At 39.4% G+C, this 23,858-nt stretch carries 21 protein-coding genes; all 21 read left to right on the top strand.

The features are described 5' to 3' along the window. The first annotated feature begins 231 nt into the window (after nt 1-231). The 21 genes from polA (at nt 232) to clpB (ending at nt 23,646) form a co-directional block, all read left to right on the top strand. Nucleotides 232-2,877 carry a DNA polymerase I gene (polA, locus tag IGJ49_RS08055; protein ID WP_010735309.1) on the top strand — a complete coding sequence of 882 codons (2,646 nt, stop codon included), beginning with the start codon at nt 232-234 and terminating at the stop codon, nt 2,875-2,877. A 401-nt stretch (nt 2,878-3,278) separates the two neighbouring features. Next, nucleotides 3,279-4,115 (top strand): DNA-formamidopyrimidine glycosylase, encoded by an 837-nt coding sequence (gene mutM / locus IGJ49_RS08050; RefSeq protein WP_438723045.1) that lies wholly within the window; start codon nt 3,279-3,281, stop codon nt 4,113-4,115. Continuing rightward, nucleotides 4,088-4,708: a dephospho-CoA kinase gene (gene coaE, locus IGJ49_RS08045; protein WP_041684210.1), complete on the top strand. Its 621-nt coding sequence runs from the start codon at nt 4,088-4,090 to the stop codon at nt 4,706-4,708. The genes mutM and coaE overlap by 28 nt, the downstream gene beginning before the upstream one ends. A gap of 57 nt (nt 4,709-4,765) precedes the next feature. Beyond that, a complete protein-coding gene (locus IGJ49_RS08040) occupies nt 4,766-5,098 on the top strand; it encodes a CsbD family protein (RefSeq protein ID WP_349519550.1) in 333 nt (110 codons plus the stop codon). 459 nt (nt 5,099-5,557) lie between these two features. After that, complete coding sequence (gene nrdR, locus IGJ49_RS08035) at nt 5,558-6,043, top strand: transcriptional regulator NrdR (RefSeq protein ID WP_349519548.1); 486 nt, start codon at nt 5,558-5,560, stop codon at nt 6,041-6,043. A 22-nt stretch (nt 6,044-6,065) separates the two neighbouring features. Continuing rightward, nucleotides 6,066-7,448, top strand: coding sequence for a replication initiation and membrane attachment family protein (locus IGJ49_RS08030; protein ID WP_349519546.1), 1,383 nt, complete (start codon nt 6,066-6,068; stop codon nt 7,446-7,448). Further along, nucleotides 7,448-8,374, top strand: coding sequence for a primosomal protein DnaI (gene dnaI / locus IGJ49_RS08025; RefSeq protein WP_062805163.1), 927 nt, complete (start codon nt 7,448-7,450; stop codon nt 8,372-8,374). Before IGJ49_RS08030 ends, dnaI begins: the two co-directional genes overlap by 1 nt. A gap of 183 nt (nt 8,375-8,557) precedes the next feature. Next, nucleotides 8,558-8,989, top strand: coding sequence for a hypothetical protein (locus IGJ49_RS08020; RefSeq protein ID WP_010735316.1), 432 nt, complete (start codon nt 8,558-8,560; stop codon nt 8,987-8,989). Between the two features lie 222 nt (nt 8,990-9,211). Continuing rightward, nucleotides 9,212-9,904: a tRNA (adenine(22)-N(1))-methyltransferase gene (locus tag IGJ49_RS08015; RefSeq protein WP_438723041.1), complete on the top strand. Its 693-nt coding sequence runs from the start codon at nt 9,212-9,214 to the stop codon at nt 9,902-9,904. Nucleotide 9,905: 1 nt separating this feature from the next. Continuing rightward, a complete protein-coding gene (locus IGJ49_RS08010; RefSeq protein ID WP_349519543.1) occupies nt 9,906-11,030 on the top strand; it encodes a Nif3-like dinuclear metal center hexameric protein in 1,125 nt (374 codons plus the stop codon). A 15-nt stretch (nt 11,031-11,045) separates the two neighbouring features. Further along, entirely contained in the window at nt 11,046-12,278 is a 1,233-nt protein-coding gene (gene pepT / locus IGJ49_RS08005) for a peptidase T (RefSeq protein ID WP_349519541.1), read from the top strand. A 200-nt stretch (nt 12,279-12,478) separates the two neighbouring features. After that, nucleotides 12,479-13,381, top strand: coding sequence for a diacylglycerol/lipid kinase family protein (locus IGJ49_RS08000; RefSeq protein WP_349519539.1), 903 nt, complete (start codon nt 12,479-12,481; stop codon nt 13,379-13,381). 13 nt (nt 13,382-13,394) lie between these two features. Next, nucleotides 13,395-13,667 carry a DUF1294 domain-containing protein gene (locus IGJ49_RS07995; RefSeq protein WP_010735321.1) on the top strand — a complete coding sequence of 91 codons (273 nt, stop codon included), beginning with the start codon at nt 13,395-13,397 and terminating at the stop codon, nt 13,665-13,667. 10 nt (nt 13,668-13,677) lie between these two features. Continuing rightward, entirely contained in the window at nt 13,678-14,730 is a 1,053-nt protein-coding gene (locus IGJ49_RS07990; RefSeq protein ID WP_077151290.1) for a lysylphosphatidylglycerol synthase transmembrane domain-containing protein, read from the top strand. 445 nt (nt 14,731-15,175) lie between these two features. Beyond that, nucleotides 15,176-15,904, top strand: coding sequence for a GntR family transcriptional regulator, LSA1692 subfamily (locus IGJ49_RS07985; RefSeq protein WP_062805169.1), 729 nt, complete (start codon nt 15,176-15,178; stop codon nt 15,902-15,904). 10 nt (nt 15,905-15,914) lie between these two features. Continuing rightward, nucleotides 15,915-17,216: a Sapep family Mn(2+)-dependent dipeptidase gene (locus IGJ49_RS07980; RefSeq protein WP_375152326.1), complete on the top strand. Its 1,302-nt coding sequence runs from the start codon at nt 15,915-15,917 to the stop codon at nt 17,214-17,216. Nucleotides 17,217-17,384: 168 nt separating this feature from the next. After that, a complete protein-coding gene (locus tag IGJ49_RS07975) occupies nt 17,385-18,332 on the top strand; it encodes a N(4)-(beta-N-acetylglucosaminyl)-L-asparaginase (RefSeq protein ID WP_438723036.1) in 948 nt (315 codons plus the stop codon). Nucleotides 18,333-18,379: 47 nt separating this feature from the next. Next, on the top strand, nt 18,380-18,715 hold the full coding sequence (locus IGJ49_RS07970) for a PTS sugar transporter subunit IIB (RefSeq protein WP_010735328.1): 336 nt from the start codon (nt 18,380-18,382) through the stop codon (nt 18,713-18,715). Between the two features lie 76 nt (nt 18,716-18,791). Then, nucleotides 18,792-20,144, top strand: a complete 1,353-nt coding sequence (celB, locus tag IGJ49_RS07965) for a PTS cellobiose transporter subunit IIC (RefSeq protein ID WP_438723034.1) — start codon at nt 18,792-18,794, stop codon at nt 20,142-20,144. 17 nt (nt 20,145-20,161) lie between these two features. Beyond that, entirely contained in the window at nt 20,162-20,656 is a 495-nt protein-coding gene (locus tag IGJ49_RS07960) for a GrdB-related putative oxidoreductase (RefSeq protein ID WP_438723032.1), read from the top strand. A 377-nt stretch (nt 20,657-21,033) separates the two neighbouring features. Beyond that, nucleotides 21,034-23,646: an ATP-dependent chaperone ClpB gene (gene clpB / locus IGJ49_RS07955; RefSeq protein WP_438723030.1), complete on the top strand. Its 2,613-nt coding sequence runs from the start codon at nt 21,034-21,036 to the stop codon at nt 23,644-23,646. Nucleotides 23,647-23,858 lie beyond the last annotated feature (212 nt).

Here is a 23,858-nt window from a genome sequence, read left to right as displayed (position 1 = left end):
AAATTCTAGTGGGTTCTTTTTTGGGTCCTCGATACCAGTAATCACTATTTTTATCCTAAATTACTTTGTTCGCAATCTAGGATAAACGGTATTCAAAAAGTAAGACTGGTGTCTTACGCCTTAGTACGTACCGCTTTTCTAACAACCTTTTGCCTGTCCGTTTTTTCTTTTCGCATTCTTTGGCATTCTTTGTTAGAATGAGAAAGAACTTTATAGTAAGGAGTTAAGCGGATGACTAAAAATAAATTATTACTCGTTGACGGAAATAGTGTGGCCTTTCGTGCATTCTTTGCGTTGCACAATTCGTTGGAACGTTTTAAAAATCGTAATGGGTTGCATACCAACGCAATCTATGCGTTTCATAATATGTTTGAAAATGTCATGCAAAAAGAACAACCAACGCATGTTTTGGTTGCTTTTGATGCAGGGAAAACAACATTCCGAACAGAAATGTACGCAGAATACAAAGGTGGCCGTTCAAAGACACCGGGAGAATTCAAAGAACAAATGCCTTATATCCGTGAGCTTCTAACCGGTCTGGGTGTGAAGTATTACGAGTTACCGAACTATGAGGCAGACGATATCATCGGTACTTTGGCAGAAAAAGTGGATAAAGAAATATTCGATGTAGTTGTCTTGTCCGGTGACCGAGATTTAACACAATTGGCATCAAAAGAAATCAAAGTCGATATCACTGTGAAAGGTGTAAGTGACATTGAAAGTTATACGCCAGAACATGTGGCGGAAAAATATGATGGCCTTACACCGAAACAAATCATCGATATGAAGGGATTAGCAGGGGATGCTTCAGATAATATCCCTGGCGTAACAAAGATCGGTGAAAAAACAGCGATCAAATTATTGAATCAATATGGCTCTGTTGAAGGGATCTATGAACATATCGACGAAATGAAACAAAGTAAGATGAAAGAAAATCTGATCAATGACAAAGAGCAAGCTTTCTTGTCCAAAAAATTAGCAACGATCGATACCGATGCGCCAGTAGAAGTGGATATTGACTCCCTTGCCTATCAAGGAAAAGACTTAGATAAATTGGTGCCTTTCTTCAAGGAAATGGATTTCAAACAATTTCTTGCTAAATTAGATGTGGTCGAAGAACAAGTAGAAATGAAAGATATTTTGTTTGAAGTGGTCCATGAATATGATGAGAGCATGTTCCAGACAAATATGGCTTTATATGTTGAGATGATGGGCGACAACTATCATACAGAAGACATCGTTGGTGTGGCATGGGGAACACCAGAGAAAATCTATGTGACAAATGACTTAGCGATTTTTGAAAATGAAACCTTTCTTTCATGGGTCGGGGACAAGACTCGTCTGAAAAATGTATATGATGCTAAGCGTACGTATGTGGCATTGAACCGCTATGCAGCGAAATTACAAGGGATCGACTTTGATGTCTTACTAGGTGCTTATTTATTGGATACGAACGAGAAAAGTGAGGACATCGAAGGGATAGCGTCACATTACGGGTATCATGATATCCAATCGGATGAAGCAATCTACGGAAAAGGCGCGAAGAAAGGTCTACCAGAAGATGAAGAAGTTTTCTTTGCCCACCTAGCACGAAAAGTTTCAGCAATCAATGGTTTGACGCCTAAACTAAGTCAAGAATTAGCAGAAAAAAATCAAGAAGATCTTTTCCGAAAAATGGAATTACCTTTGTCGATCATCTTGGCTGAAATGGAAATCAGTGGGATCAAAGTGGATGCGACTCGTCTTCAAGAAATGAAAATCGAATTTTCGGATCGATTGAGAGAGATCGAACGAAAAATCTATGAAGAGGCTGGAGAAGAATTCAATCTAAACTCACCTAAACAATTAGGTGTGATCCTTTTTGAAAAGATGGGTCTTCCAGTGATCAAAAAAACCAAAACAGGCTATTCGACTGCGGTTGATGTCTTAGAACAATTGCGTGAGCAAGCACCGATCGTTGACGATATTTTGATTTATCGCCAAATCGCTAAAATCCAATCGACCTATGTCGAAGGTTTACTGAAAGTGATCCAATCGGACGGGAAAGTCCATACTCGCTATGTTCAAACATTGACGCAGACAGGCCGTTTGAGTTCAGTTGATCCCAACTTACAAAATATTCCGATCCGTTTAGATGAAGGTCGCAAGATCCGTCAAGCATTCGTTCCTAGAAACGAAGATTGGTTGATCTATTCTTCTGACTATTCTCAGATCGAATTACGTGTATTGGCGCATATCTCAGATGATGAGCATTTAAAAGCTGCCTTTTTAGAAGGACAAGATATCCATTCAAGTACAGCAATGCGTGTGTTCGGCATTGAAAAAGCCGAAGACGTCACACCAAATATGCGTCGTCAAGCGAAAGCAGTCAATTTCGGAATCGTTTATGGAATTTCTGATTATGGGTTATCACAAAACTTAGGCATTACGCGTAAAGCGGCTCAACAATATATCGATACGTACTTTGAAAAATATCCAGGTGTCAAAGAATACATGGAGCGTATTGTTCGTGAAGCGAAAGATCAAGGTTTTGTAGAAACGTTATACCATCGTCGTCGCTATTTACCAGATATCAATTCAAGAAACTACAACATTCGTTCATTTGCCGAACGAACAGCAATCAATACGCCGATCCAAGGAAGTGCGGCGGATATCCTGAAAATCGCCATGATCGAATTGGACAAACGCTTGAAAGAATCGGACTTGCAAGCGACGATGTTACTTCAAGTGCACGATGAATTAGTCTTTGAAGTGCCAGAAAGTGAATTAGAGATGTTAGATAAATTAGTCAGCGAAGTAATGGAACAGGCGGTTGCTTTACATGTTCCACTGATCACAGACAGCAGCTGGGGCAAAACATGGTATGAAGCCAAATAATTCTTTACTTTTATACCGATAGACAAACATCGAGGGAAAATCTTGGATCGGGTTCGTTCGATGCAGGAGTAGATTGTGACAGAGCTGTCCAGCTCTGAGAATAAGGCGAGAAACCCGAAAATTGTTTTTCAAATTTTTGGGTTTCTTGGCTTATTTCTGAAGTAGTTGCTTCGGGGACACTGTTTATCAAGGTTGTGACAAAAGCGTTTTGATCTGAGCAGTAAGATAGAAAAATGAAAAATAGCTTTTCATATTTTTACAATTTTTAGCTTAATGTTGAAGGTCAGCTTATGGAACACCGTTTATTCTGTTTTAAGTTCAGGAACAAAATAGCTTTTATTTTTGTCACAGATAAGTTCGATTCAAAATCAAATAAGTGAAAATTGTAGGTGAGAAAAAGGATGCCCGAATTACCAGAAGTTGAAACTGTCCGTAGAGGATTAGAAAAATTAGTGAAAAACAAAAAAATAAAAAACGTCCAAGTGCTATGGCCGAAAATCATTGAACAACCGGAGGTACCGATTTTTGAAGCAACGTTAATTGGTGAAATGATCGAATCGATTGGTCGCAGAGGGAAATTTTTGATTTTTCACTTGAGTCATTATGAAATGATTTCCCATTTACGGATGGAGGGGAAATATCAATATTTTGAAAAAGAAGAACCGATCGACAAACACACACATGTGATTTTTTCTTTTGAAGATGGCAGCCAATTACGATACCACGATGTACGGAAATTCGGCCGCATGACGATCGTTGAAAAAGGAGCGAGCAATACCTATAAAGGAATCTTGAAATTAGGTCCAGAGCCTTTACCAGATTTATTCTTATTAAAAGACTTTACCGTAGGGCTACAAAAGTCACACAAAGCCATCAAACCTTTATTACTTGATCAAAAGTTGGTCACAGGACTAGGAAATATCTACGTAGATGAAGCATTATGGGAAGCGAAAATCCATCCAGAGCAACCAGCTGATTCTTTACGCCCAAAAGAAATCAAATTACTCCGTCAAGCAATCATCGATGTGTTGTCACGAGCAGTTGAAGCAGGGGGAACAACGATCCGAAGTTATCTCAATGCGTTAGGTGAGTCAGGGAGTTTCCAAGTGGCTTTACATGTCTATGGACAGACAGGAGAAGCATGTATTCGTTGTCAAACACCAATCGTGAAAACGAAAGTTGCGCAAAGGGGGACGCACTATTGTCCAACATGTCAGAAATTAAGAATACCCAAGTAGGATTTGTTTTAGGTTTGACAGGGGGAATTGCGACAGGCAAGAGTACTGCCGCTGCTATTTTCCAACAATATGGCTTTCCAGTGATCGATGCCGATATAGTGGCAAGAGAGGTCGTTGAACCGGATACGCCAGGACTTCAAGCGTTGGTTCAAGCATTCGGCAAAGAGATCCTCCAACAAGATGGTCAGTTAGATCGGGCAAAACTTGGACAATTGATTTTCGGCTCTGTCACTGCACGTGAGCAATTGAATCAAGTATTAGATCCATTTATCCGTGGGAGAATCACTGAAGAAATCACAGAGAAGAAAGCACAATATCCGTTGATCGTTGTCGATATTCCTTTATTGTTTGAAGGACAGTATGATACACAAATGGATGCCGTCGCAGTTGTCTATATCCCAGAATCTCAGCAAATCGAACGCTTGATGGTACGCAATCAATTATCGAAGCAAGAAGCAGAACAACGGGTGAAAAGCCAACTGTCAATCGAGGAAAAGAAACAACGTGCGGATATCGTATTCGATAATCGCCAAACCAAGGAAGATTTATCCGCTGAAATCAAAAAATGGTTGTTGCTTAATCGCTTTCTTTGAGTAAATCGCAACATTTTGCTATGCTATTTATATAAAGAAAGAGGGGGAGATGATACGATGGGTACATTCAAAAACCAAAAAGATAAAGTAGTAGGTTCTGCGAAAGAAAAAATTGGTGAGATTCTCCACAAAGAAGATTTACAGGAAAAGGGACAGATCCAAGCAGAAGAAGGTAAAATTCGTGAAGATGAATACCGGGCGAGAATTGCTGAGTTAGAAGACCAACATGTCGAAAAAGAATCCAAGCGACAGGACTTAACCACAGAACGCAAAGATCCGGAAACAAGTCCTGAAGTAAACCAAGACCCCAAAGTCGATCATCGTTCAACAGAACAAAAAATCGAAGAAGAACGAATGAAACATTACACGGGAATCGAAGATAAACTATAGGGATTACCCAAGCATTGATTAAAATAGAAAATCAAAAAGAAACAGGCTGGTGCTGAACGCCAGTCTGTTTTCGTTCGTTGAGATAAAAACACAACAAATCTTTCAGTTCAAGCGATTTTTTAACTGGGACAGTCGCATTGCTTAATTGTTTCATGTTATACTAAAGTTAGTAATAAGAAAACGTTTATTACGATCCACTTGAATTAGTTCAATAAAAAATTAGTGGAAAAAAATCTAAAACAATAAGCAGTGAAGTTGTGAAAATCACTTTGAACTGAGCAATAAGATATAAATTGAAAAAATCCTTTTCATATTTTATAATTTTTAAGCTTAGTGTTGAAAACCAGCCTTTTTAACACCAATGATTCATAATTGGTGTTAAAAATCAACTGATAGAACAACTTCATATGGTACATTCAAATAAGCGATCAAACTACACCAAGAGAGGTGAAAATTACGATGAGATGTCCTAGATGTCAACATAATAACTCAAGAGTGATCGATAGTCGTCAAGCTGACGATGGTCGAGCGATAAGAAGACGCCGTGAGTGCGAAAAATGTTCCTTCCGTTTTACAACCTTTGAACGAATTGAAGCGGCACCTTTATTAGTCATCAAGAAAAATGGTGAACGAGAAGAATTCAATCGTGACAAGATTTTACGTGGATTGATCCGTTCTGCCGAAAAACGGCCAGTAGCGATGGAACAAATGGAACAGATCGTCAACCATGTTGAAAATCGTGTAAGAAGTCTTGGCGAAAATGAGGTTTCAACTAATCTGATCGGTGAATACGTCATGGAAGATTTAGTAAACTTAGATGAAATCGCCTATATTCGTTTTGCGAGTGTCTATCGTCAATTCAAAGATATGTCTGTCTTTTTGAAAGAATTACAAGACATTGTTGATAAAGCAAAAGATACGAGTAATAGTGAAAAAGATGCGTAAATAATAAAGGAGGGAGCATTCCTTGGAAAATGCGTGGAAAGAATTACAACCGAAAAATATTTACCAAGGAAGAAAAAGCAGTCCTTTAAAAGAAGAAGGAAAGTCTGCCTTGTTATCCCTTTACCAACCATTGATCGGGGGAGAAGCGTTGAGTCTTTACTTGACGTTGTATTCGGAGATCTCGCTAGAAACTGGCGTAGGTCCTGAAGGATTACACGCCGATTTATTGAGTAGTCTAAGTTGTGGATTACCGCAATTTTATGAGGCACGAAAAAAATTAGAAGGAATCGGTCTTTTAGAAGTCTATTTCAAAAAAGATGAAAATTTGGGTAATTGTTTTCTTTATGAGTTGCTAGAACCGATGGACGTTCCTACGTTTTTCAATGACACGTTACTTTCTTTTTTACTTTTAGAAAAAGTTGGCGAACGTCGATTCAACCAATTGACGGAATTATTTAAGCCAAAAAATCTTTCGCATGAAGGCTATCAAAAAATCACTAAGAAGTTTTTGGAAGTCTATCGGTTCAATGAAACAGTCTATGCAACAAACCAAGAACAAGTGGAATCGATCCAGCAACAATTCACAACTGTTGAACCCAAATCATTGATCGCAGATTCAGACTCGTTTGACTGGACGTTTTTAACCGATTGGTTGAAGAAACAACACATCAATCAGTTGACAGAACCAGTTCTGCAACAAGCGAAAACATACCAACAACTCTATGGCTTCGATGAACTGACTTTAGGAGAGTTGATTCTACAGTCATTTGATTTTACGACAGAAGAAGTATCTTTAAAAGAACTCCAACGGATCGTCTTGTTACGGCAGCAACAGCAGAATACGTTGCGACAATCGAGTAACACTCTGGTTACCGATCAGTCTGCTGAAACAGGTATCCCTGTCAATCAGGCGTTGCCTAGTGCTGCACAACAATTGATCCAAGTCGCACGCCAAACCCCACCGATGCGTTATCTCGAAGCGATAAAAAAAGAAAAAGGCGGGTATGTTTCCAAACAGGAAAATTGGTTGTTGCAAGATTTGGTCACTCAATCAGGTCTGTCTAGCAGTGTCATCAACATTTTGATCAACTATGTGTTAGTTATAAAAAACCATGCGAGCTTAAATGCGAGCTTCGTGAATACGATCGCTAATGAGTGGGCGCAAAAAAAAATCAGTACGCCAGAAGAAGCGATTGAACATCTCCATACATTGAGTACGAAAGCGAAACAACCGAAAGCGTCAAAACAAAACAACACGTCAAATTATCGCCGAAATGTAAGGCGAGAAAAATTGCCTGATTGGGTCAATCAACCAAAAGACGAAACGCAAATCAGTACAGAGAAAAAAGCCGAGATCGATCGTCGCTTCAAAGAGTATCTGGCTAAAAAGGAAGGTGAGAGCTAATGGAAGATGTGGGAAAAGAACTGAAGAAAATCATCAGTAAACGCAACTACCAAGAAAAGTATTCCGAGATGATTGCTGAAGTTTTGAATGATGCGGATGTTCAAGCCTTTCTGTCAGCCCATCAAGACCGATTGACGCAAGCGGATATCGAAAAAAGTTATGCCAAACTCTATGAGTATGTCCAAGAAAAAAGAAAATATCAAACGAACGATCCAACCATGATCGCTCCCGGATATGAACCAAAATTGACATTGAATTTCCACTATGTCGACGTCACCTACGTGCCGACAGAAGCACTCTTAGCTCGTCAAAAACAAGAAGAGATCAAGAGTCGTGTGAAAGCAATGGATATGCCCAAAGACATCCAATCTGCTTCCTTTGAAAATTTCGAACGAACAGATGGACGTGGCTATGCAAGCTTGGAAGCATTAGACTTCGTTGAACAATATTCAGCTGATCCTAAAAGCTTTCACAAAGGGTTGTACTTGGTCGGAAGTTTTGGTATCGGGAAAACCTATCTTTTAGGTGCAACAGCGAAAGAATTGGCAGTCAAAGGATTCACCACAACGTTGGTTCATTTTCCAACATTTGCAGTGGAAATGAAGCAAGCCATCGGTAAAGATCAAGTGGCTGAGAAGTTAGATGCGGTGAAGAAATCGCCGATCTTGATGATCGATGATATTGGAGCGGATGCGATGAGTAGTTGGATCCGTGACGAAGTATTTGGTGTCATCTTACAGTATCGGATGCAAGAACAATTGCCAACGTTCTTTTCTTCAAACTTCACGATGAACGAATTAGAACAGCATTTGACGGTGACACAACGAGGCGATGAGGAACCGTTGAAAGCCAAACGGATCATGGAACGAATCCGCTATTTGACAAAAGAAATCGAAATGACAGGCCGAAATCGCCGAAATGGCTAATGTCATTAAATGATTTTTACAGAAACAGGTTGGAGTATCTACTCAACTGTCACTGTTTTTCACCTTTTCAATAAAAATTCATAAAATGAACAAAGTTAAGATGAAACGAATCCATGGACTTGAAGAAATAACCGGATGGAATCATCAAAGCAGTAACGCAAGAAATTACACGGAGGATGTATGATGAAAGCTATTTTAACTGGTCTAGTTGCTGCCGGTCTCTTGTTTGCATTGGCAGGCTGCGGCAACGAAGAAGGAAGTACAGGTTCAATCGATTCGATCAATGCAGAATCGACAGTGGAAACAGATAGTTCTACCGAACAAAAGCAAAGTGTGTTTACAGGTACGATCGAAAGCTTCGGCGAAGCGGAAGGTGATGTATACCAAATCACCGTCAAAGATGTAGAAGAAATAGAAGATCCAGCAAATATCGGTACGTCCTTCAGCAATGATGGGGTGATCTTAAATGCTTCAGTGGATCAAATCACTGGTGGTGTCGATTCCTTGAAAGAAGGAGAAAAGATCGAATTTAAATTGGTAGAAATGGCGGTCATGACGATGTCGATCCCTCCACAAGTTCCTGGAAATTCGATCATTGAGATCACTGCCCAATAAAAAAAGAATCAATCGAAATCTTTTGATTACTTGCTAAAAAAAGACTGGGATATTTTCCCAGTTCTTTTTTCTATTGAACATAAACTAATGTTATGATAGGGATAAGAACAATAGTTATCATAAAAATGTAAATAAGTAGGATAACTTTAATAAGTAAGTGTTTGTCTAAAGTCATGACAAATTGGATGACATCGAAACATTCAGTAGTTAAGGAGTGGAAAAATGAATCACACAGAGTTATCGAAACGTCTTGAAACTGTCGGACGTTTTGTACCGGAAGCTGCTCGTTTAGCAGATATCGGTTCAGATCATGCGTACTTACCCGTCGCATTGATGCTAAAAGGGAAAATCGACTTTGCTATAGCTGGAGAAGTCGTTAAAGGACCTTTTGAATCGGCAAAACGACAGGTGATGAAAAATGGACTGTCTGAGCGAATCGAGGTACGCTTGGCCAATGGATTAGAGGCCATCGAAAAGGACGATCAAATCAGCGCGATCACGATTGCTGGCATGGGAGGCTCTTTGATTCGCGACATCTTAGAATCTGGTCGACAAAACCAGCGCTTATCGGGAGAAGAACGTTTGATTCTACAGCCCAATATTGGCGAAAAAACTTTAAGAACGTGGCTGAAAGAAAATAACTATCAGATCATTGCAGAAGAAATCATCGAAGAAAACAAAAAAATCTATGAGATCATCGTAGCTGAAAAGAAAGAACAGCCCATCGACTATTCTGAAAAAGAGCTGATGTTTGGGCCATTCTTACTCGAAGAGAAAAACGCTGCTTTTTCGGCAAAATGGCAACGTGAGCTTAAACAATGTGAAGTGATCTTAGAGCAATTAAAAAATGCGAGTGAACAAAACAGATATGAGACAATCCAACAAGAGGTGGAATGGATCAAGGAGGTTTTATGACATGTCCATTAAAGCACAAGATTTCATCAAAAAATTTGAAAGCTATTGCCCGCAATGGTTAGCAGAAGAAGGCGATCCAGTTGGGTTGCACATCGGCACCTTGGACAAACCGATCCAACGCGTGATGATGACTTTAGATGTCCGACCAGAAGTGGTGGCAGAAGCCATTGAGAAAAAGATCGATCTTTTGATTGCAAAACATCCCCCGATTTTTAGACCAGTCAAACGCTTGATTACTGATTCTCCACAAGAAAAAATGTACGCTGATTTGTTGAAACATGATATTGCAGTCTATGCAGCCCACACAAACATGGATATCATTGAAGATGGGTTGAACGATTGGTTTTGTGAGCAATTAGGAATTGAGGTCACAGGTCATCTTGTTCGAACACATGAACGTGGCTACAAAAAATTGATCAGTTATCTTCCAGTGGAGGATGCTCCGCGTTTAAGAGCTACCTTAGCAAAAGCGGGTGCCGGAGAACAAGGAGAGTATGATAGTACAAGTTTTACCTCGATTGGCCAAGGTCGATTCCGTCCAAAAGCTGGAGCGAATCCAACAATTGGTGAAGTCGGCCGTGGGGAACAAGTCCAAGAAGCCAAAGTCGAAGTGATCTTCCCAGAAAATATAGAAGAGAAAGTCTTACAAGCGATGTTTGCAGCACATCCTTACGAAGAACCAGCATTTGATTTGTTCTCGATCGATGCACCAGTTAAAACCTGGGGATTAGGTCGTATTGGGGAACTAGCAAAAGAACAGAGCTTGGATAATTTCGCAGCCCATGTAAAAGAAGTTTTTCAATTGGAAGGTTTACGTGTGGTTCGCCCAACGACAAGTCCACAAAAAATGATCAAGCGAGTCGCTATTTGTGGTGGAAGTGGTGAGAAGTTTTATCCCGCAGCCTTGGCTCAAGGAGCGGATGTCTATATTACTGGCGATATTTATTTCCATACAGCGCAAGATATGCAAAGTGCGGGATTAGCTGCAATTGATCCTGGCCATTATATCGAATCATTGTGTAAGGAAAAATTTGTAGAGAAGTTTGAAAAGTGGAAAAACGAAGAGAATTGGACGGTTGACTTTTTTGTTTCAGAAACATCGACCAATCCATTTGAATTTAAATAAAAAGGAGAGTCATTTATGTACGAGAACTTATTACCGCGATTTTTAAGATATGTCAAAACGGAAACACAATCCGATCCAACAAGTCCTACTACGCCATCTACCCAAACGCAAGTAGAGTTTGCGCAAGTTTTGAAAAAAGAATTAGAAGATCTAGGCTTGTCTGATGTAACATATAATACAGAAAACGGTTTTGTGATAGCTACACTACCTAGTAATATCGATCATGACGTACGTTCGATTGGTTTTATTGCTCACATGGATACAGCTGATTTCAATGCAGTAGGTGTAAATCCTCAGATCATTGAAAATTATGATGGAGAATCAACGATCGTTCTAGATAAAGAAGGGCGCTTTACCTTGAATGTCAAAGATTTCCCTAATTTAAAAAATTATGATGGCCATACGTTGATCACAACTGATGGTACGACATTATTAGGCGCAGATGACAAAGCAGGTATTGCAGAAATCATGACAGCTATGGAGATTTTGTTGAAAAATCCTTCCGTTCCTCATGGGGAGATCAAAGTCGCTTTTGGTCCAGATGAAGAAATCGGAGTTGGTGCGGACAAATTTGACGTAGAACAGTTCAACGTGGATTTTGCTTACACGATCGATGGTGGACCTTTAGGAGAGTTACAATACGAAACGTTTAGTGCAGCGCAAGCAAACATCACGATCCAAGGGAAAAATGTCCATCCCGGTACAGCGAAGAATACAATGATCAATGCTTTACAATTAGCGATCGACTTCCACAATGAATTACCAGCTGATGAAGTTCCTGAAAAAACAGATGGTTATGAAGGATTCTTCCATTTGATGGCTTTGAATGGTAGTCCAGAAGAGGCGAAAATGAGCTATATCATCCGTGACCATAAACGTGAGTCATTTGAAGCAAGAAAAGCAATGATCACAAGCATTCAAGAAAAAATGAATCAACGGTTTGACCAAGAGCGTATTCAAGTAGAAATGTATGATCAATACTACAATATGCGTGAAATCATCGAAAAGGATATGAGTATCGTTGATCTAGCTGAAAAAGCAATGATCGAACTAGACATCAAGCCAGTGATCGAACCGGTACGTGGTGGGACAGATGGCTCAAAAATCTCTTATCTGGGGATACCAACACCAAATCTATTTGCAGGTGGCGAAAACATGCACGGACGTTTTGAATTTGTGTCTCTACAAGTCATGGAAAAAGCGACAGATGTCATTGTTAAAATCGCGGAGTTGAATACGCAGGTGTAATTGATCCGTTTCATTGATAAAAAAGATTAAATTTCAACCAATAATCTCACATTATTGGTTGATTGCTACACTGCATTGACATATGATTGATTCGAGGCTATTTTAGTCAGTGCTCGAATCACTGTTCATGGGGGAGGGTGAGCGTTTATTTCGCATCCACTCCCTTTGTTTTTTGCAGGAAAGTAGGAGGAATATGGTTTATGAAGAAGTTACTGGTATTTTATAACAAAAGTTCAGGAAAGGATGAAGGGGAACAATTAGCAGAATGGTTCAAGGAGTACGTCGCAAAACACCGACCAGAACTAGAGGTTTATCTAACAGAAACTGGACCGTCGATCAAAGATGAAACATTGAGGAAAAAAGCAAAAGAACATGAGGTAGATACACTAGTCATCATTGGTGGTGATGGCACGATCCACCATATCATCCAAGCATTCCAAGATGAATTAGACCATTACCATGTTGGCTTATTACCTGGTGGAACGATCAATAACTTAGCGAAAGTGTTAGGCATTCCTTTTGAGAAAGAAGAAGCAGCAGCAATGATGTTAGAGGAATCGATCCGCAAAATCGATTATGGGAAAGTGAATGATAAAGTAGTCATTTCTACTTTGACTATTGGCATATTAGCAGACACAGCGGTCTGGATCAGCCAAAAAGAAAAGCAAAAATATGGTTCATGGATCTTTATCAAACGTTTCGTAAAATTATTGCTAAAAAAGAAAAAATATCATTTGGATATCAAAACGGAAGAAGAGCATTGGAAGGGAAAAGCACAGTTGTTGACGATCACGATGTCCAACTCAGTAGGCGGTTTTACTGGTTTCGATGATTCTGCTGCGCCAGATGATGGCAAGTTCCACATCACTATCGTGCCCTCATTAGATTTTTTCCGGTTTGCATTTTATCTCCCACGTATGATCAAAGGTAAGATCTATTCTGTTCCTGGCATCAAATATCTGACAGCTAGTCAAGTCAATATCCAGGCACGAGAAAAGAAAGTGACGACTCGGACGGATGGTGACACTACAGATGACTTACCGATCGAACTAAAAGTCATCCCAGAAGGTATAACGATCTACGTACCAAAAGAAGAGCAATAATTGGAGGAAGTTGATGGAAGTATTGATGCATAATCCCTTATGGTTTTACTTATTCATTGTGAATGTTTACCTATTTGGCTTGATGGGTTATGATAAACGTCAGGCAAAAAAAGGCGCTTGGCGTGTACCAGAAAGTAATTTGTTGTTTGTTAGCTTGTTAGGCGGTGGTTTGGGCGGTTTGTTCGCACAACGCATATTTCGTCACAAAACTAAAAAAAAGAAGTTCACGATCGTTTTCATGTTAGGAATCATGATTGATCTCGTCTTGATCTATTTTTTCCATTAAGGAGTCGTACATGTCTACTAAAGGAACAAAAATCAAAATCATCATTAATTTATTATTATTGACTATTATTCTCGCTATTATTTATTATTTGATCAACCAATCTTTTGCGGATATTTTCAAGGAGTTGCTTTCAACAAGTGTCCAAGTGCTTCTGGCGATGTTTTTTTTTGGTACACTTTATCAAATTGTAGAAGGTCGCTCAATCAAAGAGATCGCCAAGCCGTTTTCCAAATCCTTCAGTACAAGTGATGGATTCTGGACGTCTTGTTATATTGCCTTTTATCGGATTGTCTCATTTGGAACGGGTACTCTGATCTCAGAAATTTATTTTTACAATAAAAAAGGGATGAAGTTTTCTCAAGGAGCAGGAGTCACTGCCCTGCATATGATCATGTATAAATTAGCGGTGATCACTTATGCAGTCATTGGCTTGATTGTTCAATTTTCTTTGTTCTACGAAAAGGCACCAAATATGATTTGGTTTATCATTGCTGGTATCATTTTGACGGCTTTGATCATTTTATTTCTTGTGACCGTCTCCGTCAGTTTGAATCTTCAAGTTTTTTTCGTCAAAGTTTCCAATCGTTTATTCAAAACTGAACGTTTACGTCACTGGGTCGATACGTGCAACAGCCAGATCTATTCACTGAGAGAAACGGTGCAAACGATCATCCAGGACCGCACCGCATTGATCAGGATCTATTGTTGGAACCTGCTAAAACTACTCTGTTGGTATGTGATGCCTTATCTGTTTTTAGTAGAAAATCATCCACATCTTGATTTTCTTTTGACATTTTCATTTATCAGCTTTGCAGTGGTTTTATCAGGAGTCTTACCAACACCCGCAGGCATTGGCTCGTTTGAATTTGTTTATCTATTGCTCTTTCGACCTGTTGTTGGAACGGTAGATGCTGTTTCTTCCTTATTGCTTTATCGATTTGGCTCGTTCATCTTGCCATTCATTTATGGATTTTTCTATGTGATTGCAGAAAGACGGAATATCTTACGTCAAGAGATCCATGAAGTAAAGGCAGAAAAAAAGCGTACAAAGGGGAAAATTTAAATAATTTGAACATCTTTCAAGGAGAATTCAAATGGAGAATCAGTCTGAGCTGAAAATGCTTAGATTGATTCTTTTTTGTTTGTTGAACAATATCTGTTCAACAATTGCTTTCACGCAGAATAGGCTAGACGTTGCTATCTCTAAAATAAGCCAGTTTCCCAAATGTATGGAAGAAACAATCAACACCGGAAGGGTAAAATTAAAATCCCTCGATTAGTTGCTGAAAGTCTATACTTAATGGTATATACTATATATAAAATAAATAGAAAGCTTAGCTCTCGACAAGAAAGATTTTCTTGATTTTACTCATCCTACAAACAGGATAAAAGACGATAAAAGTTACTCTTTCATTTTTTAACCGTTCAACTTTTAGACGTTTGACTTTTGGTGTCAGAACGAATCGACTGTTTGATGAATGATATGTAGTTAGAAAGTAGGTAATAAAGTGAAAAAACAAGCGGTTTTCCAAGATATAGCTGAAAAAATTGCACAACGAGTCAATGATGGAACTTACGTGACCAGTCAAAAGTTACCTTCAGATTATGATTTAGCGGAAGAATTTCAATGCAGTCGACTGACGGTGCGCAAAGCAATTGATCTTTTGATCAGTCAAAATATTTTAGTGAAAGAAAGAGGAAAAGGAACTTATGTTATGAAGCAACCGAAGATCCAAAGCGGTTCCGGTGGCTTACAAAGTTTTACTGAAACTGCCAAGGCTCAAGGAAAAAAGACCCGGACAGAAGTATTGCAAGTTGGAATCATAAAAGAAGTACCGCTGAAGATTCGCCAGATGTTCGCCGACTATGGAAATGAAGCCATGGTTTATCTGTCTCGTTTACGTTACTTTGATGATGAACCAATGACAGTAGAAAACCTCTATATACTAAAACGTTATTTGCAAAATGAAAGTGGTGAGATCCCTCAAGCTCAGCTGGCATCTTCATTGTATGAAATAATTGAAGAAAACATTGAGATTGGCTACGCGCATCAAGAAGTTGAAGCAGTTATAAGTCCGCCAGATATTGCCAAGTTATTGCATGTATCAGAAGATGATCCAATGCTTCTCGTCCATTCGATGACTTATTCTCCTTCTGCTAAACCGATATTGTTCGACACGTCTTTTTATCGTGCAGATCAATATACGTTTAAGAATACATTGATACGTCAAAAATGAGAGGTGAAAAATGGATCAAATCAAAACAGCAATTGAAGAGAATTGGCTGGATTTTCTGGATTTACTCAAACAAGTCATGCAAGTTCCTAGTGTTAAATCAAAAGCTGGACCAGGAGCACCCTTTGGTATAGAAGCACGCTCGGTTCTTTCTTTGGTCATGGACAAAAGTGCCGGATATGGGTTCCAAACAAAAGTAATCGATGATGCGATCGGCTATGCCCAGTGGGGAAATGATGGAAGTGAGTATATCGGGGTTCTGGGACATCTCGATGTTGTCCCTGCTGGTCAAGGATGGGAGTTTCCACCGTTTGATCTCAGTGAGAAAAAGGATCGTTTTTATGGTCGAGGAATATTAGACAACAAAGGGCCTATCATTTGTTGTCTGTATGGCATGAAACTATTAAAAGACCTAGGTCACCAGCCAAAAAAGAATCTGCGGATCATCTTTGGAACGGATGAAGAAAGTGGCATGTCAGATATTTCTCATTACTTAGCCGAGGAAAGCCCTCCGTCATTTGGTTTCACGCCCGATTGTAAATATCCTGTGGTCTATGGCGAACGTGGTATCGTAAATGTTGTACTCCACTTTACTTTACCTGAAGAGGAACATCAACAAATCAGTCGATTCGAAGGGGACCAGTTCCGTGATCATGTTCCAGACCAATTGCACGTGAGAATTGCCAAAAAAGAAATAAGCGCCAGTGGTAAACGAGCACCAAGTAACGCGCCTGAGTTAGGAGAAAATGCTATCACGATCTTGGCGACAAAACTAACTGAAGAACGAATGATCCCGCCAGTTGCACAGGGTTATTTCCGCTGGATTTGTCAAAGCTTTCATCAAAAACATTTTGGAGAAGGGATCGATTTAGCGTTTGAAGACGAAGATTCAGGCAAGTTGATTTTGACACCTGTTGTGCTGCAAAAGTCTCCAGAAGGCTTGCTATTAGAAATTGCCTTACGTTACCCGGTGACCGTATCAGAAAAACAAGTCGTGTCACGTTTGAAAAACCAATTGCCTTTAGGTGTTGATTTAGAAGTCGTTCGTAGTATTCCTGGATTTTGTCGGACGGAAGAGTCAAAAAAAATCGATATACTTTCAACGATCTATCATCAAGTCACCGGTAATGATCCTAAACCAGTGACAACAACAGGCGCCACGTATGCACGTAAAATGCCGAATATCTTAGCATTTGGCCCTTCATTTCCAGGGCAAAAAGGAATTGCCCATACGGCGAATGAATATATGGATTCCGCAGATTTAAGAACAAATTTAGAAATCTACATGCGCAGCCTCCAAGCATTAACAGAATAAAACATTCAGATAGAATAAACAATTGAAAAATAAATTTCATGTAAAACGAGTTTCTAATAAAACGATGAGTTTTAAAAAGAAACTCGTTTTTTAGTATAGACATAATAGTATATACCATATAGAATATACTTGAAAGCGCTACAAATGTTAGGTGATGGAGGGAAAAAAATGTGGGGAATGATTGCAACCTGGCGCATGGCACATGAAGGTGTCTTGGCCGCTAAACAACAATTAGAAGCACAGTTTTCATGTAAAGATGCTGTGGAAACGGCGATCAAAGTGGTAGAAGATTATCCATTTTATAAATCCGTTGGTTATGGTGGGTTACCAAATGAAAAAGGGATCGTAGAAATGGATGCTGCTTTTATGGATGGAGAAACATTTAAGATTGGTGCAGTTGCTGGGATTACTGATGTAGCCAATCCGATTTCTGTTGCTCGGCAATTAAGCGATGAAAAATTCAATAGTTTTCGAGTAGGGCAAGGAGCAACAGAATATGCAATGCTATCTGGTTTTGAACGAAAAAATATGTTAACGGCACGTGCAAAAAAAATATGGGAACAACGAGTAAAAGAAATCGCCACGTTGAATTTAGATCCGTATGATGGCCATGATACGGTCGGAGTTGTCGCGCTCGATACGCAACAACAGATGGCAGTAGGAACATCCAGTTCCGGTTTGTTTATGAAAAAACATGGACGTGTAGGAGATTCGCCATTATCTGGGTCGGGATTTTATGTGGATAGTACGATTGGCGGTGCAGCAGCTACAGGCTTAGGGGAAGATCTTATGAAGGGCTGTCTCTCTTATGAAATCGTTCGATTGATGGGGAATGGATGTACGCCACAAGTGGCTTGTGATCGAGCCGTTTATGGATTTGATGAGCGATTGCGCAAACGTTATGGCAAAGCGGGGGCGTTCTCGTTAATAGCATTAGATAAATATGGCGAATGGGGGGTAGCTACGAACGTTGAATTTACATTTAGTGTTGCAACGATGGCTCAAGAACCAGCAATTTTCATGGCCAACCCTGGTCCAGATCAGACGACAGTGATCACACCAATCACGCAAGAATGGCTTGATGCCTATGAAGCACGTATCAAATCACCAATTTAACAGCGAATCGGATAAACGGTTAACAAGAATAAAATGGAGGAATAAATATGACAACTAAAAAAATTTATTTGTTTTGTGAAGCAGGAATGTCAACAAGTATTATGGTCAATAAAATGATGGACGTCGTCAGAAAACACAAAATGCCATTAGAAATTGCCGCTTTTCCTGCGATCCATGCGGAAGAAAAAGTCGCACAAGAAAAACCTGTGGCTATTTTATTAGGGCCTCAAGTCCGTCATTTAGCGAGTAAAATGAAAGAAACGTTTGACCCAATGGGGATTCCTGTTGGCACGATTGCTCCAGAAACATATGGCATGATGGACGGAGAAAAAGCGTTGAAAGATGTTTTGGGTTTGATAAAAAAATCAAAAGCGACAAAGTAGAGTGACAAAATGAGATTTTCGATCGAAGAATTATGTCCTCAAACAAAAATAAAGCAACTGGATGGGAGGAAGAAACATGCAAAAATTTTTGGATTGGTTAGAACGTGTGTTAACACCAATGGCGAAAACAATCGGTGAAAACAAGTATTTGATTGCGATTCGTGATGGTTTTTTGCTATCAACACCCTTATTGATCGTAGGATCGCTCTTTTTAGTTTTGACTAATTTTCCAATTCCAAATTGGAATGAAACGATGAGTCATATTCTCGGAGATAACTGGTCAACGATGTTGAATATGCCTGCCACGGCAAGTTTTGATATTATGACGATTTTAGCAGTTGGGGGTATTGGCTATAGTCTGGCAAAACAATTTAAAGTAGATGCCATGCAAGCGGCAATTATTTCATTGGTCGCTTTTTTTATCGTGACCCCTTTTACAACCCTGTTTACACCAGAAGGTTCCACTGAAGTCTATGAAGTAGGAAGCTTACCATTACGTTGGATGGGCTCTAGTGGCTTGTTCTTAGGGATGGTCGTGTCTTTGGTTGCTACCCGATTCTTTGTCGCTTTATTACGTAAAGGTTGGACGATCAAAATGCCAGAAGGTGTGCCACCAACCGTCGTACAATCCTTTGAAGCGTTGATCCCAAGTTTTGTGATTGTTACTCTTTTTATGATTGTCAATTGGTTAGCCAATCTAACCTCATATGGTAATTTACAAGAAATACTATTTAAGTTCCTACAAACTCCTTTACTTAGCTTAGGAAATACTCTAGGCGCGATGATCATAGCCTACTTATTCTTACACTTTTTTTGGTTTTTCGGTATCAACGGTTCGAGTGTGGTTGGGGCAGTATTCAATCCGATTTTACGAGCACTATCCGTTGAAAATTTAGATGCTTTCAAAAATGGCGCAGATATACCAAATATCATCACAGGTCAATTTCAAGATATGTTTGCTACTTTTGGTGGTGGGGGATCGACGCTTTCATTGATTCTAGTCATGATTCTAGTATGCAAAAGCCAACGAGTGAAAAAACTGTCGCAATTGTCACTAGTACCAGGGATTTTTGGAATCAATGAACCGATTATTTTTGGTTTACCAATTGTTTTAAATCCAGTCTTACTTATTCCATTTGCACTCGTACCCACGATCAATATCATCATTTCCTATTTTTGTATGGATTTAGGATTAGTAAACTATACAAATGGTATTCAACTGCCGTGGACAACACCACCGATCATCTCTGGCTTCTTAGTTAGTGGGTGGCAGGCATCTGTTTTGCAAGCATTACTGATCCTGCTAGGAATGGCTATTTATTATCCTTTTATCAAAGTGCTAGATAATCAGTATTTAAAAGAAGAAGCAGAGGCGATACAGGAAGAAGAAGAAATCGATTTTGACGAATTCGATTTTGATGATTTATAGGAAAAGAGGCCGTAGGAATGAAAAAAATAGTCTTGATTCTCAATCATTTAACTGCAGGCTTGGGCAGTGATGAAAATGCCCAGCTATCTCCTGGAGGCAAAAAAACAGCCCTTGGACCTGGGCGTACCTTAAATCCACTTTTTCAAGAGCACGATACAGAAATCATTGCTACATTGTATTGTGGTGATCAGTATTATCTCGATCACCAAGAAGAGGTGAATAAAAAATTTGTAGGATTTGCCAAAAAATTTAGTGCAGATGCTGTTCTTTGTGGACCCGCGATGCATTATGCTAATTTTGGCATGATGGCAGCCCAATTAGCCTTGGCCTTCAGCGAACAAGGAATTCCCAGTGTAGCAGCGATGTCTGAAGAGAATCCTGCCTTTGCCATTTACACTGAAAAGATCAACATAATCAAAATGCCTAAAAAAGGCGGAATTGGTTTAAATAATTCATATAAAAATATCAGTCACTTTATTTCAACCCTCGCTCATCAAAATCAATCATCATGACTAGATTTCGATGAATCAACTAGTTTGTGCTAAGCAATCATCAGAAATAAATACCTCTAGGTCGGAATAGAATCAACCTCTAGAATTAAGGGTAACAATCACGAAATTGTTCTATAAATGCTTGTGGTTGTTGCCCTTATTTTATAGAGGTTTCTTTTTTGACGTTTATTTGGTATAGAGTGACAGACAAAATTTACCGTAACTTTTGTCTCGAATTTTTTAATAATCGAGAGTATAATCTTTGACCAAAGCTGACCAAATGAGTATAATAATCATGTAAAGGTTAAAGAAAACGAGACTTTAGACGGATGTTATAGACGTTAGAGAAAGTTATAGTTGACTTTGACCAAACAACTTCTACTACAGGAGGGAAATATATGAATAGTGAAAAAATGACAACTACGCTCCAAGAAGCGATTGCAGAAGCACAACAAGTAGCGATGACAAGAAAACATCAAGAAATCGACATCGTTCATTTATGGAAGATCTTTTTACAGCCAAATCATTTTGGCCGTAATCTATATACAGATGCAGGTATCGATGCAGATGCGTTTGAACAAGAGATTGATCGAGTGTTAGATGAGTATCCAACAGTCTCAGGCAGCAATGTCCAATACGGACAAAATCTTAGTCAAAATCTTTTTCATTTATTGAATGAAGCGGATCAATTGAGACAAAGTTTTGGTGATGAATTCTTATCCACTGAGATCGTACTATTAGCTTTAATGAAATTAAAAAATTATCCACTGACTGTTTATTTGACAAAACAGGGACTGAATGAAAAAGAATTGCGTAAAAATATCGAAGACATGCGGGGAGGAGAGCGTGTGACCTCAAAAAATCAAGAAGAACAATATAAAGCGTTAGAAAAATATGGTGTCGATCTCATCCAACAAGTTCGTAGTGGTAAAATGGACCCGATCATTGGCCGAGATGAAGAAATTCGTGATGTGATCCGGATCTTGTCACGTAAAACTAAAAACAACCCTGTGTTGATCGGGGAACCTGGTGTTGGTAAAACAGCGATCGTTGAAGGATTAGCGCAACGTATCGTTCGCAAAGATGTACCAGAAAACTTAAAAGATAAAACCATTTTTTCTTTAGATATGGGTGCCTTGATTGCTGGAGCAAAATTCCGTGGGGAGTTTGAAGAACGCTTAAAAGCAGTATTGAAAGAAGTGAAGAAAAGCGATGGACGGATCATCTTGTTCATCGATGAGATCCACAACATCGTCGGTGCAGGAAAAACGGAAGGTAGTATGGATGCCGGTAACTTGCTTAAACCGATGTTAGCTCGTGGGGAACTTCATTTGATCGGGGCGACTACTTTAGATGAATACCGCCAATACATGGAAAAGGACAAAGCGTTAGAGCGCCGTTTCCAAAAAGTATTAGTGAAGGAACCAACTGTTGAAGATACGATCAGTATTCTTCGAGGATTGAAAGAGCGTTTTGAGATCCACCATAGCGTCAATATCCATGACAATGCCTTGGTTGCGGCAGCTACATTATCCGATCGCTATATCACAGACCGCTTTTTACCTGATAAAGCCATTGATTTGATCGATGAAGCAAGTGCTACGATCCGAGTAGAAATGAATTCCATGCCAACGGAATTAGATCAAGTGACTCGTCGTTTGATGCAGTTGGAGATCGAAGAAGCAGCTTTGAAGAAAGAATCTGATGATGCAAGTAAAAAACGTTTGAAGAACTTACAAGAAGAATTAGCCGATCTTCGAGAAGAAGCCAATGCGATGAAGATGCAGTGGGAAACTGAAAAAGAAGAAGTAAATACCGTTTCTTCTAAACGTGCAGAAATCGATAAGGCAAAACATGAATTAGAAGACGCAGAAAACAATTATGATCTTGAGCGTGCTGCTGTTTTGCGTCATGGTACCATTCCACAATTAGAGAAAGAACTAGCAGAACTTGAAGCAAAAACAAAAGACAGTGATATCAAGATGGTACAAGAATCTGTCACTGAAAATGAAATTGCGCAAGTTGTAGGTCGTTTAACAGGGATTCCAGTAACAAAACTCGTGGAAGGTGAACGCGAAAAACTAATCAAGTTGAATGAAACTCTTCATAAACGTGTCATTGGGCAAGATGAAGCGGTAGACGCAGTAAGTGATGCGGTCATTCGTTCTCGCGCGGGATTACAAGATCCAAACCGACCATTGGGTTCATTCTTATTCTTAGGACCAACTGGTGTCGGTAAAACCGAACTAGCAAAAGCTTTAGCAGAAAACTTGTTTGATTCTGAAGAGCATATGGTGCGGATCGATATGAGTGAATACATGGAAAAACATGCCGTTTCTCGTTTAGTTGGTGCGCCTCCAGGCTACATTGGCTACGAAGAAGGTGGACAGCTAACAGAGGCTGTGCGACGAAACCCATATACGATCGTTTTGCTTGATGAAATTGAAAAGGCACATCCAGACGTCTTCAATATTTTATTACAAGTATTAGACGATGGTCGTTTGACGGATTCCAAAGGTCGTCTCGTTGACTTTAAAAACACGGTGATGATCATGACAAGCAATATCGGTTCTCAATTATTGTTAGAAGGTGTCACTCCAGAAGGAACGATTCCAGAAGAAGTCGAAGAACAAGTGCGAACGATCCTTCGTGGTCATTTCAAACCAGAATTCTTGAATCGTATTGATGACACGATCCTCTTTACGCCATTAAGTCTAAACAATGTCAAAGGGATCGTTGACAAGATGATTTCTCATTTGGCACATCGTTTAGAACATCAAGAAATCATTTTGGAAATCAGTGACGAAGCAAAAACATGGATTGCAGAAAATGCGTACGAGCCAGCATATGGCGCACGCCCATTGAAACGATTCATCACAAAAGAAGTTGAAACGCCATTGGCTAAAGAAATCGTAGCTGGTAAAATCATGCCAAAATCGAAAGTAACGATCACTTTGTTTGATCACCACTTGGCATTCGCAACTGAAAACTTACCCGAAGATGAATCATAAGAAACACTTGTACCACCCTTATACATGACAGAAGGGGAAAGCATTACCTGTCAAAGTAAAAGACTATTACTGATAGTCTGCACTTTGACAGGTTTTTTTTTCGTCTATACTTAATAAACAATTACATGGTTCATTGAAGGACCAGAACTAGAAAATGAATGGTGGTCGTCAAGTTAACGGCTAAACCTATGATTTATTGTATTCAAAACGGT

Origin of the sequence: Enterococcus sp. AZ171 (assembly GCF_051714005.1) — a bacterium.
Taxonomy (GTDB): Bacteria; Bacillota; Bacilli; order Lactobacillales; family Enterococcaceae; genus Enterococcus_B; species Enterococcus_B pernyi.
This window is presented reverse-complemented; position numbering and strand designations above follow the sequence as displayed.